Source organism: Clostridium sp. OM05-5BH (genome assembly GCF_003481505.1).
GTDB classification, from domain to species: domain Bacteria; phylum Bacillota; class Clostridia; order Lachnospirales; family Lachnospiraceae; genus Otoolea; species Otoolea fessa.
On sequence record NZ_QULJ01000001.1, the window covers coordinates 448,074 to 462,318 of the forward strand.

Annotated in this window: 13 protein-coding genes; 11 read left to right on the plus strand and 2 right to left on the minus strand. The window is 48.1% G+C overall.

Annotation, left to right across the window (positions count from 1 at the left end):
• The first annotated feature begins 29 nt into the window (after positions 1 to 29).
• Positions 30 to 656 (plus strand): HD domain-containing protein, encoded by a 627-nt coding sequence (locus tag DXB70_RS02210; RefSeq protein WP_107000681.1) that lies wholly within the window; start codon positions 30 to 32, stop codon positions 654 to 656.
• Here the strand turns inward: DXB70_RS02210 and DXB70_RS14030 are convergent.
• Positions 601 to 1,296, minus strand: a complete 696-nt coding sequence (locus DXB70_RS14030; protein ID WP_147354032.1) for a hypothetical protein — start codon at positions 1,294 to 1,296, stop codon at positions 601 to 603. The two genes, DXB70_RS02210 and DXB70_RS14030, sit on opposite strands and share 56 nt — an antisense overlap.
• 138 nt (positions 1,297 to 1,434) lie before the next feature.
• Here DXB70_RS14030 and DXB70_RS02215 point away from each other — a divergent pair, with 138 nt between their 5' ends.
• From DXB70_RS02215 to DXB70_RS02225, 3 genes are all read left to right on the plus strand, one after another.
• Entirely contained in the window at positions 1,435 to 2,496 is a 1,062-nt protein-coding gene (locus DXB70_RS02215; RefSeq protein WP_181357193.1) for a D-alanine--D-alanine ligase family protein, read from the plus strand.
• A 137-nt stretch (positions 2,497 to 2,633) separates the two neighbouring features.
• Positions 2,634 to 3,497, plus strand: a complete 864-nt coding sequence (murI, locus tag DXB70_RS02220; RefSeq protein WP_118672573.1) for a glutamate racemase — start codon at positions 2,634 to 2,636, stop codon at positions 3,495 to 3,497.
• A gap of 3 nt (positions 3,498 to 3,500) precedes the next feature.
• The gene (locus DXB70_RS02225; RefSeq protein WP_022360090.1) at positions 3,501 to 3,950 is read left to right on the plus strand and encodes a DUF1934 domain-containing protein; all 450 of its coding nucleotides are present in this window, start codon (positions 3,501 to 3,503) and stop codon (positions 3,948 to 3,950) included.
• Positions 3,951 to 4,043: 93 nt separating this feature from the next.
• Here the strand turns inward: DXB70_RS02225 and DXB70_RS02230 are convergent, their stop codons facing one another.
• Positions 4,044 to 4,529, minus strand: coding sequence for a hypothetical protein (locus DXB70_RS02230; RefSeq protein WP_022360091.1), 486 nt, complete (start codon positions 4,527 to 4,529; stop codon positions 4,044 to 4,046).
• 434 nt (positions 4,530 to 4,963) lie between these two features.
• On the opposite strand from DXB70_RS02230, the gene DXB70_RS02235 reads away from it, so the two are divergent.
• The 7 genes from DXB70_RS02235 to DXB70_RS02265 all read left to right on the plus strand — a co-directional run bounded on the left by DXB70_RS02235 (position 4,964) and on the right by DXB70_RS02265 (position 14,242).
• The gene (locus DXB70_RS02235; RefSeq protein WP_118469158.1) at positions 4,964 to 5,629 is read left to right on the plus strand and encodes a GntR family transcriptional regulator; all 666 of its coding nucleotides are present in this window, start codon (positions 4,964 to 4,966) and stop codon (positions 5,627 to 5,629) included.
• A gap of 136 nt (positions 5,630 to 5,765) precedes the next feature.
• Positions 5,766 to 6,551: a carbon-nitrogen family hydrolase gene (locus DXB70_RS02240; RefSeq protein WP_118469156.1), complete on the plus strand. Its 786-nt coding sequence runs from the start codon at positions 5,766 to 5,768 to the stop codon at positions 6,549 to 6,551.
• A gap of 29 nt (positions 6,552 to 6,580) precedes the next feature.
• Positions 6,581 to 7,273 carry a DUF2848 family protein gene (locus tag DXB70_RS02245; RefSeq protein ID WP_118469155.1) on the plus strand — a complete coding sequence of 231 codons (693 nt, stop codon included), beginning with the start codon at positions 6,581 to 6,583 and terminating at the stop codon, positions 7,271 to 7,273.
• Entirely contained in the window at positions 7,273 to 8,304 is a 1,032-nt protein-coding gene (gene dctP / locus DXB70_RS02250; protein WP_118469153.1) for a TRAP transporter substrate-binding protein DctP, read from the plus strand. Before DXB70_RS02245 ends, dctP begins: the two co-directional genes overlap by 1 nt.
• Positions 8,305 to 8,315: 11 nt before the next feature.
• Positions 8,316 to 8,774: a TRAP transporter small permease gene (locus DXB70_RS02255; RefSeq protein WP_118469151.1), complete on the plus strand. Its 459-nt coding sequence runs from the start codon at positions 8,316 to 8,318 to the stop codon at positions 8,772 to 8,774.
• Between the two features lie 11 nt (positions 8,775 to 8,785).
• Positions 8,786 to 10,054 (plus strand): TRAP transporter large permease, encoded by a 1,269-nt coding sequence (locus tag DXB70_RS02260; protein ID WP_118469150.1) that lies wholly within the window; start codon positions 8,786 to 8,788, stop codon positions 10,052 to 10,054.
• 309 nt (positions 10,055 to 10,363) lie between these two features.
• Positions 10,364 to 14,242, plus strand: a complete 3,879-nt coding sequence (locus DXB70_RS02265; RefSeq protein ID WP_118672574.1) for a DNA-directed RNA polymerase subunit beta — start codon at positions 10,364 to 10,366, stop codon at positions 14,240 to 14,242.
• Positions 14,243 to 14,245 lie beyond the last annotated feature (3 nt).

Sequence of the window (14,245 nt, forward strand, 5' to 3'; positions counted from 1 at the left end):
TAGTGAAATAGACCAGGGAGGCGGAAACAATGGATATAAATCAGAAACAGAAAGAACGTCTGGAGCAGCAGTTTGCATTTATCCGGGAGATAGACAAGGAGAAATTTATTGGTCGCCAGACGTATCTGACAGACGGCGAGCGGAAGGAAAATGACGCGGAGCACGCATGGCATATGGCGATCATGACGGTGCTTCTGGCGGAGTATTCCAATGAGCCGATCGATGTGCTGAAAACGGTTACCATGCTTCTGATTCATGATCTGGTCGAGATCGACGCCGGCGACACGTATGCCTATGATGAGGAGGCGAAGAAAACCCAGCGGGAGAGAGAATTAAAGGGTGCAGAGCGCATTTTCGGAATGCTGCCGCCGGATCAGGGCGAAAAACTGCGCGCTCTCTGGGATGAATTTGAAGCCGGGGAGACGCCGGAAGCGCGGTTTGCACATACGATGGACAACATCCAGCCGACGATGCTCAATGATGCTTCCAAGGGAAAGGCGTGGGCGACGCGCGGCGTGCACCTGAGCCAGATTCTTGGAAGAAATAAGAATACCGCCAAGGGCTCGGAGACGCTGTGGAACTATTCCTATGAGAATTTCATCACTCCGAGCCTCCGGGAAGGAAAGATAAAAAACGACACGTTACCCGAAGAGTAATCGAATTGTCGGAGGAAGCATGAGCTTTATCCAGCAGACTGCTGTCAGCGGAAACGGCGTGCGTGGCTGCTATTTTTGAGTTCGAAGAAGATTCTGTCGGTTCGGTGGTTATTTTTGAAGCTGAAGCTGTTCCAGAACGTTCCGAGTGATTGGAGCAAGTCATCGGGTCAGCTTTAGAGGAAATCAGAGCAGCAGCTTTCTTGTTTACATCAAAAACGATATGCTTCTTTTGCGACAGCCAGTTCATATCGTTATCAAAAATCAGAGCGTCAGAGACGGAATCGGCGCTCTGATTTTTTGAGTTTTCTTCCGGCATGACACCTCCGGACAGGGCGGGCGGCGGATAGAGAACACCCCACCAGTTGTCGATCACATGAGTCTGCAGGATCGGCGGGGCGATCGCGTACGCCAGGACTTTCTGCTGAATCTGGTTTCTGGTAAAAGTAAGAAGAGGCAGGCAGAAAAGCAGAAATAAGAGCATGGAACATAATGCGAGAAGCGGGAGTATTCCATCGTAGATATGGGAAAGCTTGCAGGAACCGGTGGAAAAATGGCGGCATTTATTGGTAACAGGTGGATGAATCCTGGATGTGGGTGACGGACAATTTTCAGGATGGAACGAAATCATTTGATTTATCATAATGGCTCTCCTTTTACTGAAAGAAATCGAATCTTCTTGTCGCAAGTATTGACAGTTATGGTATAATCTAAACTATATTTTGGAATAGCATTCCGGCGTGTGGTGAAGCTTCCCACACCCGGCAGAAAGGCGGATATTATGAAAAAGAGTGTACTTGTGGTATTTGGCGGACAGTCTTCGGAACATATTGTTTCATGTATGTCGGCAATCAATGTCATTAAAAATATAGATACAGAGCGCTATGATGTAACCCTGATCGGAATTACCGAAGAGGGAAAATGGCTGCTGGTTGACTCGGTCGAGCAGATCGAGGATGAGAGCTGGAGAAAGAACACGACGACCGCGATCCTTTCCCCGGATGCAACGGAGAAATCCGTGATCGTCCTGAAAGATGGTAAGGCGGAAATGATCCGCATTGATGTGGTATTCCCGGTTCTGCATGGACTCTGGGGCGAGGACGGCACCATTCAGGGCATCTTTGAGCTGGCAAAAATCCCGTATGTCGGATGCGGTGTGCTGGCGTCCAGCGTTTCGATGGATAAAGTGTATACAAAACAGATTGTTGACCACACAGGCGTGCGCCAGGCGGCATATGAGCTGGTCATCCGCAAAGAACTTGAAAAGATGGATGAGGTTGTGGCACGCATCGAGAACCGGTTCTCATATCCGGTATTTATCAAGCCGTCCAATGCAGGTTCTTCCAGAGGTGTCAGCAAGGCGTCGGATCGCGAAGAGCTGATTGCAGGCTTAAAGGAGGCGGCGCACCATGACCGCAAGATTCTGGTTGAGGAGACGATTGTCGGCCGTGAGATCGAATGTGCGGTCTTTGGAAATGGCACAGAACCGGTCATCGCTTCCGGTGTTGGCGAGATTCTGGCAGCAGCCGATTTCTATGATTTTGATGCGAAATATTACAACGCAGAGTCCAGAACCGTGGTAAATCCAGAGCTTCCGGGCGATGCGACCGAGCGTGTGCGTCAGGCGGCGAGACGTATTTTCAAGGCGGTAGATGGCTATGGTCTGTCGCGTGTCGATTTCTTTGTGACGAAGGACGGCGAGGTTATCTTCAATGAGATCAATACCATGCCGGGCTTTACCGCGATCAGTATGTACCCGATGCTCTTTGAGGCGGCCGGAATCCCGAAGCCGGAGATGGTGACAAAGCTGATTGAACACGGACTGAAACGCTACGAAGCCTAGAAATAAATAAAAATGTTTCAGAATCCTGAAACAGTGTGAGAGAATCTACTTTTGGACGTTATATGATTCAATATACACAGATGTTCGGGAAAGAATGGAAACATGACCATAAGAATTTTGCCGAAAGGAAGGTAAACATGGATAGAAATGCCCCGATCGGAGTTTTTGATTCAGGCATCGGCGGTCTGACGGTAGCCCGTGAGATCATGCGTCAGATGCCGCAGGAGCGCATCGTATACTTTGGAGATACGGCGCGCGTTCCATATGGAAGCAAATCGCAGGAGACGGTGCTGCGCTATTCCCGCCAGATCATCCGTTTTCTGAAAACACAGGGAGTCAAGGCGATCGTGATTGCCTGCAACACGGCCTCGGCGTGTGCACTGGAGACGGTCAAACAGGAATTGGATATCCCGATCATCGGGGTTATCTACGCGGGCGCGCGCACGGCTGCCGAGGCAACCCATAATGGAAAGATTGGCGTAATTGGAACCGAGGCGACCATCCGGAGCGGTATTTATACCAGAGAAATGCAGAAGCTGCGCCCGGATATTGAGGTCATTGGAAAACCGTGTCCGCTCTTTGTGCCGCTGGTGGAGGAAGGACTCTTCCATGATTCGGTAACAGATGAGATTGCCTCCCGGTATCTTTCTTCGCTGAAAGAAAAATACATTGATACGCTGGTTATGGGATGTACGCATTATCCGCTGCTGCGTTCGACTCTGCATCGGCTGATGGGCGACGAGGTGACATTGGTAAATCCGGCATATGAGACGGCGGTTGAACTTAAAACTCTGCTGCGGGACATGGATCTGACACGCAGTTCGGAGGATCTGGAACGTTTTTCGGAGGAAAACAGCCGCCGCGCTGCTGCCGGGGACCCGATTCTTGACCAGTATCAGTTCTTTGTCAGCGACCGGGCGGAGAATTTCACGCGTTTTGCCAAGGCGATTCTGCCAAAAGAGGTAAAAGACACGAAACAGATTAACATTGAGGAGTATTAAAATATGACGAAAGATGTGCTTGTATCCGTGCGCGGTGCCCATATTGCGGACGGGGAGACGAATAACCTGGAGGTTATCACGGCAGGCAGCTATTATTTCAAAAATGGCAAGCATTATATCATCTATGATGAGATCCTGGAGGGCGAGGAAGGAAGCATCCGCAATACCATCAAAGCCAATGCGGACAGCGTCGATATGATCAAGGGAGGCGATGCGCGGGCGCATATGATTTTTCAGGAGAACCGTCCGAATGTCAGCTGTTATGTGACTCCATACGGTCAGATGATCGTGGGCGTCACGACCGACCGCATCAAGATCAATGAAGGTCCGGATCATCTGAAAATCCAGATTGATTATACGCTGGAACTCAACTATGAGCAGACCAGCCAGAGCCATATTGAAATTGATGTGAAATCGAAGGCGACGGCGAAATTGAACCTGAAAGAGCAGTAAATATAAAAGAATATAGAAACAAAGAAATAAAATCGATGAATCAAAAATCCCGGAAACGTGCAATCAGTTACATTTCCGGGATTTTAAGATCCATTATTTATTTTTCTTGGACTTGGAAGCTTCTTTCTTTGCTGCCTCTTCTGTATTTTTCTTGAAACGGTCAAAGAATTTTTTCTTCTTCGGCAGCGGCGGGATACCTCCGCGCACGCTCTTGATCTCTGTGATATAAAGACCGCTGATGACAACCTTTGCCTCGGTGCGGAGCGGTAACTGAAGGAATACCTTCTCATCCGCGATCATGGTCACAACCTTCGGTCCGATCTTAGCCTTTACGATCGGGAGCTTCGCCCACTTCATATACCATGGAGTCTGGTCAATAACCATCTTCGGGAGACCGGAATCTCCGATTTTCAGTTTCTTTTTGTCAATCGCCAGAATCGAAACTGTCTGTTTCGAAGCGTCGATCATAGTCTGCTGCTCTGCCTGACGTTTCTGCATCCGGGAACCCAGAATATACAGTACGACAAGAAGGATAGCCAGAATGACGATAATAACTAGCAGTACATTCCAAAATGACATATATATATACCTCCGTTGTAGATAGCGGCGGGACGCAAATCCAATCCCATTTCGCAGAAATAACGAAAATAGCCGCGCAATTACTATGTATTATAGCATTGGAGAGGGGAAATGGCAAGAAAAATAGACGGGTAACTATGGCGATGGGGACTTAAAAATAAAAAAAACCAAAATCATGTTATCCCGCCATTTCATCGTAATGATAATGTGGATGATGGAATCCTGATAGAAAGATAAGTGCATTAAGGTGGGCATAATTTATTGAAAAGATTTGTTTGCACTAATCAGAAAAGGCAGGGCTGTAAGTGCTGGCAGGGTCAGAAAACCTGCAAATAGCTTGACAATTAGAGTGACTGTGTGATATGCATATGATAGTTGATATATGAGGGATGATAACATATATTAGCATTGAAGTTGATGGATGTGAGGGAAGTATGGTAGAAAAACAGCTGGGGTATAAATACCAGGTATATAACGAAATAAAAAAGGGGATCATGACGGGCGTTTATCCCCCGGGGTTCGTGATGAATGAGAGAAAATTGTCAGAAGAACTCGGAATCAGCCGCACGCCGATCCGTGAGGGGATGCAGATGCTTGCCAGAGATGGCTGGCTGCAGATGGAAACATACAAGGGAACGGTGGTGCGTGAATTTGACCCGCATTATATGTGGGAGCTGACTCGTGTCAGAAGCGCGCTGGAGTTATCTGCGATCGAGGATGCTGTGAAAAATGTCACAGAGAAAGATCTGAAATGTCTGGAAGAGATTCAGGAGAAACAGAAGGAAGTCCTGGAACATTATGATATTACGAGATTTATTCAGCTGGATCGGGAATTTCATACCTATATCTACCAGATGAGCCAGAACCGTGAGCTTTTAAAACTGCTGAGCAATTATTATGATATGTTCCGCTTTATGGGAATGCAGGCAGTGAGGGGAACGGATAAACGGCGTCAGACAACGATCGATGAACACCAGGGAATTTTAGACGCTTTGAAACAGAAAAATGTGGAAGCGGCAGTTCGGGCGATGAAGATCCATATGGAGGAAACAGAAAAAAATATCAACCAGAACCATGCAATGAAGCAAAATGTCAGATAAAATTGGAAGATCATCCAAAAAGAGATTTCGGTTTTTGTGAAAAGAGTAGATTGACGATAAAAAAAGAGAGTGTTATTATTCTAATTGTTGGTATACCAAATACCGAATACCAAATACCGTAAAATGGAGGTCAGGTATGAGAGTTGCGATGATTCAGATGGATATGCAGTTGGGGAAGCCGGAGGCAAATTTTGAAAAAGCAGAAAAGCTGGTCCGGATGGCTGCAGAGCTGAAACCGGATGTGATCACACTTCCGGAGACATGGAACACCGGTTTTTTTCCGAGAGAAAATCTGAAAGAGGTGTCGGATGTGAATTTGGAACAGACCAAAAAGCTGTTTTCCAGATTGGCGAAAGAATACCGTGTCAATATAATTGCCGGTTCCGTGGCAAATTGCCGGGATGAGAAGATTTATAATACAGCCGCTGTCTTTAACCGGGACGGCGAAGTGGTGATGGAATATGACAAGGTGCATCTGTTCAGCCCGTCCGGTGAACATGAGTATTTTGAACATGGAAAAAACATCTGCAATTTTGAATTGGATGGAATCCCGTGCAGTCTGGTAATTTGTTATGATATCCGGTTCCCGGAACTGATTCGTTCCGAGATGCTTGCGGGTTCAAAAGTCCAGTTTGTGGTAGCACAGTGGCCGGATACGAGACTTCTTCACTGGGATACCTTGAACAGGGCGAGGGCAATTGAAAGTCAGAGCTTTTTATGCTGTACTAATTCGGTCGGAACGGCTGGAAATACAAAGTGCGGCGGACATTCTGCCGTCTATGGACCGATGGGAGAGTGCTTGGTGCTGGGCGGAGAAGCGGAACAGATACTGATGGCAGATATGGAGATTGGAGCAGTCGATGGGGTCAGAGATTCGATCAATGTTTATCGGGATCGGCTGCCGGAAGTATATAAGATATAAAAGAGGGAATGGAATAAGGAGGAAACAGGATGGATACAATGTGTTTTACGGTTCAGGGAAAGAACGGAGAAAAGCCGCTGGAGCTGAATTATGAGAGGGTGTTTGCCATTGGATATGCAGGCAGAAACATTGAAAAGACGATGGAGCATATCAAAGAACTGGAACGGGAATTAGGCGTTCCGGCACCGAAGAAAATACCGACCATTTTCCAGTGTGGCAATTACGTTTTAACACAGGAAAAGAAACTGGAGTTTGTGGGCGAAAAGACCTGTGGAGAAGTCGAGTATGTGATTGTCATTAAAGATAAGACGATTTACATCGGATTGGGAAGCGACCACACAGACCGGGAGCTTGAGGCAGCCAGTGTTCCAAAAGCGAAACAGATTTGTGCGAAGCCGATTTGCGATACCGTTTGGGAGTACGAGGATGTCAAGGATCACTGGGATGAGATAGAGCTTCATTCCTGGCAGACATTGGATGGAACGGAAGTTTTATATCAGGAGGGAACGTTGTCAGATATTCTCCCGGTGGAAACCATCTTAAAAGAACTGGACGAGCGGGTTGGCGGAATTGATAATTGTGTGATCTTTTCCGGAACGGTGCCGGTCAAGGATGGATTCCGTTTCGGCAGTAAATTCCGCTATGAGATGGAAGATAAAAAGCTGAACCGGAAGTTATCGTCGGAGTATGAAGTGGATGTCATCAGCGAGGAGGAACGGTAATGAAAAAAGGTTGGGCAGGGACGTTCGCGGCACTTGTCTTGGGAGCAACGGTGTTGACCGGCTGCGGCAGTACATCAGACAGCGGACATATCAAGTTGAAAATAGCGACAGTTGGAAATGAGAAGCACCAGTCAACGATGGCGGCAGCGGCATTTCAGGAAAAGCTGGAGGAACTGGCAGGTGATCGGTTCGAAGTGACGATTTACCCGAGCGCGCAGCTGGGCGGTGAGCGCGAAATGGCGGAAGGCGTCAAGATTGGTTCGATAGAGCTTGCGATTGTAACAACGGATGGCGCGCTTCCAAGCTTCGTGCCGGAGACGCAGGTTCTGGCAATCCCGTATCTTTTTGCGGATAAGCAGGAAGCATACTATGTCCTGGATAATACGCTGCAGAAAGAACTGGAACCGAAGTTTGAGGCACAGGGCTTTAAACACCTGGGTTTTTGTGAGTTAGGCTTCCGTCATTTTACGAATAATAAAAAAGAAGTGACCAAGGCATCCGACATGAAGGGATTATCGATCCGTGTACAGGAGTCTCCGATCTGGTTCTCATTGGCAGATCACCTTGGATTTATTGCGACGCCGATCGCATTTAACGAGCTTTATACTGCTCTTCAGCAGGGAACCGTAGATGGTCAGGAAAACCCGATCGCGTCTATTTCCAGTTCTGCGTTTGATGAAGTGCAGAAATATATGGTTCTGGATGGTCACACATATGCGCCGGAAAGCATGATCATGAACCTTGACTTTTATAATAAACTGACCGATGAAGAGCGCGCTTGGATCGATGAGGCGGCTGAATACGCAAAAGATACACAGCGTCAGGAAGTAACGGACATGGAAGAAGAGATGCTTGCGTCGATTGAAGCGAACGGCGTAAAGGTATGCAAGGATCCAGATTTACAGTCCTTCCAGGATGCAACGGCCAGCCTGTATCAGGAACCGGCTGTAACGGCACTGGTTCCGCCGGAATTGACGGAAAAGGTAAAACAGGCGGTTGAAGAGTATAGAAATACGCATGGGAAAGAATAGGGGGATGGGAAATGTCTGGTCTGGTCGATAAGATTACAAAAGCTGTCATGGGAATCAGCGCGATTGTGGTATTTGTCATTACCTTTTTACAGGTTTTATGCCGCTTTGTTTTAAAATCTCCGCTTCCGTGGAGTACGGATATCCTGCGTCTGGCATTTACCTATCTGGTATTCTGGGGCGCTGCGTGGTGTGTGCGGGAAAAGGAACACCTGAACGTGGATGTTCTGCTGATGTCGTTTCCAGTTAAAATCCGCAAGGTGGTGGAACTGGGAATTGACCTGGTATTGTCTCTCTTTTTCATTTTTATGATTGTATTTGGAATTAAATTCTGTGCGTTTGGATGGACGCAGACGACTTCCTATCTGCCGATTCCAATGAGTGTTTACTATGCAAGTATTCCAAGTGCCGGAGCGATTATGCTGTTCTATATGATTAAAAATATGGCAGAGCAGCTGAAAAAGAATGATTAGGAGGGAAAGGTATGATTTATATTGTCTTATTATTTGTCTTGTTTTTAATAGGAATTCCGATCTGCTTTTCACTCGGAATGGTATCGGTGGCCGGAATTATCCAGGGAGGAACTCCGTTAATTGTTGTTATCCAGAGAATGTTCACCGGTGCTGACAGCACGGCGCTGATTGCGATTCCGCTGTTTATCCTTGCCGGAGGTCTGATGGTTCAGGGCGGTATTTCCAGAAGAATCGTCGATTTTGCCGATGCGCTGATCGGACATTTTCCAAGTGGTCTGGCACTGGTAAGTATTCTGGCGTGTATGTTCTTTGCGGCGATCACAGGTTCTGCGATCGCGGCAACCGCAGCGATCGGCGGCATTATGATTCCGATCATGCGTGAGAAAAACTATGAAGATACGTTTTCGGCTCCGTTAATCGCCTGCGGCGGTTCGATTGGACCGATCATTCCTCCGAGTATTCCACTTCTGCTGTACGGAACGATGGCAGGTGTGAGCGTTGGTAAATTGTTTATCGGTGGATTTATCCCGGGCATTATCATGGGACTCGGACTGATGATTTACAGTTATTATGTAGGAAAAAAGAGACATTATGTAGGACGTGAGAAAAAGGCGAGCCGTGAGGAGAGAATCCGTACCGGAAAAGATGCCCTTCTTGCCCTGATTATGCCGATTATCATCATTGGAGGTATCTTATCTGGTATTTTTACGGCAACCGAGTCCGGCGCTATCGCGTGTGCATATGCGATTATCATCGGCGGTTTTGTTTACCGGGAGTTAAAGCCGTCCAAGATGTTTGACCTCTTTGTGGACTGTGCAAAATCAACGGGACAGGTTTTAATCGTTGTGTCCTGTGCGAGCCTGTTTACCTGGGTTATCACGGTTGCACAGGTTCCGCAGACCGTCAGCGCCCTGCTGTCCAGCACGGTCAGCAACAAATATGTATTGTTGATGATCATCAATGTGATCCTGTTAATTGCAGGCACCTTCATCGATACGACAAGCGCGCTGGTTATCTTTACCCCACTCTTCCTGCCGCTTGTTAAGGCAATGGGAATTGACCTGATCCATTTTGGCCTGGTCATGGCAGTCAACCTGACAATTGGTATGTGTACGCCTCCGCTGGGCGTGTGCCTGTTTGTATCGGGATCGATTGCCAAGGTAAGCCTGAAAGACCAGATGCGGGATTTGCTCCCTATGTTAGCAGTCCTTCTGATTGTCCTTTTGGTGATTACCTATATTCCACAGACCGTTACATTTTTACCGAATTTATTTGCATAAAATTTCTATAAAAAATCGGACGCCGCTATCATCTGGGGAGCGGCGTCTGTTGTCTGTCCGGATTCTGGCGTTTCTTGAGAAAACTTTTTCATAATCATTCCAAATTTATTCCAAATCTATCAAAAAAACCACTTGACACCCATCAAATCCCATGCTAAGATGGAGAATGCACTATTGTGGAAAACTGTGTTTTCCGGGTATTCGTATGCCCAAATGACAGTGCAGCTCCGGCGGCATGAAACAAGGCTGGTTCGGAGATGGAAAAATGCAAACCATAGAGATAGAAAGAAAACAGGGGTGAAACATCGAATGGAGAAAAGCAGGATGCGTCCGGTAAAAACCGGTAAAGGTGTAAGGATGACCTTCTCAAGACAAAAAGAAGTTCTGGAAATGCCGAATTTGATTGAGATTCAGAAAAACTCGTATCAGTGGTTCCTGGATGAGGGACTGAAAGAAGTGTTTGCTGATATCTCCCCGATCACGGATTTCGCAGGTCACTTGAGTCTGGAATTTGTGGATTTTACACTGTGTAAAAACGATATCAAATATACGATCGAAGAGTGCAAAGAGCGCGATGCGACCTATGCAGCTCCTCTGAAGGTAAAGGTAAGACTTTGCAATAAAGATAAAGATGAGATCAATGAACATGAGATTTTCATGGGTGATCTTCCACTTATGACCGACACCGGCTCCTTCGTTATCAACGGAGCGGAGCGAGTTATCGTCAGCCAGCTTGTTCGTTCCCCTGGTATTTATTATGGAATCGCGCACGATAAGATCGGTACAGAGTTATACAGCTGCACCGTTATCCCGAACCGGGGTGCCTGGCTGGAGTATGAGACAGATTCCAACGACATTTTCTACGTGCGTGTAGACCGGACCAGAAAAGTTCCTGTTACTGTTCTGATCCGTGCTCTTGGTTACGGTACTAACGCCGAGATCATTGACCTGTTCGGCGATGAGCTGAAACTGGAGAAGAGCTTCGAGAAGGATCCGTCCAACAACTACCAGGATGGTCTTCTGGAATTATATAAGAAGATTCGTCCGGGTGAGCCGCTTTCCGTAGACAGCGCAGAGAGCCTGTTAAACAGCATGTTCTTCGATCCGCGCCGCTACGATCTGGCAAAGGTAGGTCGCTATAAATTCAATAAAAAGCTTCACTTTAAGAACCGTATCGTAGGTCATGTCCTGGCTGAGGATGTGGTTGATACAACCACCGGAGAGATTCTGGCGGAGCAGGGAACCAAGGTTACCAAGGAACTTGCTACTGACATCCAGAACGCAGGCGTTCCGTTTGTATGGATTCAGGGCGAGAAGAAGAACCACAAAGTTCTCTCCAACCTGATGGTAGACCTGGGCGCTTATGTGAATTTCGATCCGGAAGAAGTAGGCGTCACAGAGTTAGTATTCTATCCGGTTCTCCAGGGTATTCTGGAAGAAAATGCCGGCGCTTCTGATGAGGAGCTAAAAGAGATTATCCGCAGAGATATCCATGACCTGATTCCGAAGCACATTACGAAGGAAGATATCATCGCTTCCATCAACTACAACATGCATCTGGAAGGCGGCATCGGCAATCCAGATGATATCGACCATCTGGGCAACCGTCGTATCCGTGCGGTCGGCGAGCTGCTTCAGAACCAGTACCGTATCGGTCTGTCCCGTATGGAGCGTGTGGTACGTGAGCGTATGACAACACAGGACATGGAAGGTGTTTCTGCCCAGTCCCTGATCAATATCAAGCCGGTTACAGCAGCAGTCAAGGAGTTCTTCGGAAGTTCCCAGCTGTCCCAGTTCATGGATCAGAACAACCCGCTGTCCGAGCTGACCCATAAGAGACGTCTTTCCGCCCTGGGCCCTGGCGGTCTGTCAAGGGACCGTGCCGGATTCGAGGTACGAGATGTACACTACACACACTATGGCCGTATGTGCCCGATCGAGACACCTGAGGGACCGAACATCGGTCTGATCAACTCCCTGGCATCTTACGCACGTGTCAATGAGTACGGTTTCATCGAAGCTCCGTACCGTGTAGTAGATAAAACCGATCCGTCCAACCCGGTTGTTACGGATGAGGTTGTATACCTGACAGCAGACGAGGAAGATAACTTCGTTGTTGCACAGGCAAACGAGCAGTTAGACGAAGAAGGACACTTCGTCCACAATAACGTATCTGGTCGTTTCCGTGAGGAGACCTCCGAGTTCCAGAAGAAGAAAATCGACCTGATGGACGTATCCCCGAAGATGGTATTCTCCGTAGCTACTTCCATGATTCCGTTCCTGCAGAACGACGATGCGAACCGTGCTCTGATGGGATCGAACATGCAGCGTCAGGCGGTACCGCTTCTGACCACCGAGAGAGCCGTTGTCGATACCGGTATTTCCGCGAAGGCAGCTGTTGACTCCGGTGTGTGTGTCGTTGCAAAGAATGCCGGTGTGGTTGAGCGCTCCGCTTCCAACGAGATCATCATCAAGAGAGATTCTGATGGAAACCGCGATGTATACCATCTGACAAAATTCAAGAGAAGTAACCAGTCCAACTGCTACAATCAGAAACCGATTGTATACAAGAATGACCATGTCGAAGCTGGCGAGGTTATCGCAGATGGTCCGTCCACCTGCAACGGTGAGATCGGTCTGGGCAAAAACCCGCTGATCGGCTTCATGACCTGGGAAGGCTACAACTACGAGGATGCCGTTCTTCTGTCTGAGCGTCTGGTTCAGGAGGATGTATATACCTCCGTCCATATTGAGGAATACGAGGCAGAAGCACGTGATACCAAGCTGGGACCGGAAGAGATCACAAGAGATGTTCCGGGTGTCGGCGAGGATGCACTGAAAGATCTGGACGAGCGCGGTATCATCCGCATCGGTGCAGAGGTTCGTGCCGGTGATATCCTGGTAGGTAAGGTTACTCCGAAGGGAGAGACCGAGCTGACCGCAGAAGAGCGCCTGTTACGTGCGATCTTCGGTGAGAAGGCAAGAGAGGTTCGTGATACCTCCCTGAAAGTACCGCATGGTGCATACGGTATCATCATTGATGCGAAGGTATTTACAAGAGAGAACGGCGACGAGCTGGCTCCGGGTGTAAATAAGACCGTTCGTATCTACATTGCACAGAAGAGAAAGATTTCCGTCGGCGATAAGATGGCTGGCCGTCATGGTAACAAGGGTGTCGTTTCCCGTGTACTTCCGGTTGAGGATATGCCGTTCCTTCCGAATGGCCGTCCGCTCGACATCGTACTGAACCCACTGGGCGTACCGTCCCGTATGAATATCGGACAGGTCCTGGAGATTCATTTAAGCCTTGCTGCCAAAGCACTTGGTTTTGATGTATCCACCCCGATTTTCGACGGTGCAGACGAGAAAGATATTCAGAACACTCTGGAGATGGCAAATGACTATGTCAACACCTCCTGGGAAGAGTTCGAAGCAAAATATAAAGATATTGTAGATCCGGAAGTTATGGAGTATCTGGGTACCCATCTGGAGCACAGAAAACTCTGGAAGGGCGTTCCGATCGGACGCGACGGTAAAGTCCGCCTGAGAGATGGACGTACCGGCGAATACTTCGACAGCCCGGTTACAATCGGACACATGCATTACCTGAAACTGCATCATCTGGTTGATGATAAGATTCATGCACGTTCCACAGGTCCTTACTCCCTCGTTACACAGCAGCCGCTGGGTGGTAAAGCTCAGTTCGGTGGCCAGCGTTTCGGAGAGATGGAGGTTTGGGCTCTGGAGGCGTATGGCGCATCCTACACGCTGCAGGAGATCCTGACCGTGAAGTCCGATGATGTGGTAGGTCGTGTGAAGACATACGAGGCAATCATCAAGGGCGAGAATATTCCGGAGCCGGGTATTCCGGAGTCCTTCAAGGTACTCTTAAAAGAGCTTCAGTCCCTGGGTCTGGATGTCAGAGTTCTGGCAGAAGACGGTTCCGAGATCGAGCTCAAGGAGAACATCGACGAAGGCGATACCGATCTTCGTTCCGTCATCGAGGGTGACAGCAAGCGTTACTCTCAGAATGAGTCCTTCGGCAACTACGGTTACCAGGAGCAGGAATTTAAAGATGGTGAGCTGACCGATGTAGAGCATGATGAGTATACAGCAGAGGCAGACGGCTATACAGACGATGACTATGCAGACGTTTCCGATGATAATGGATCTGACGACGAAGAATAATCG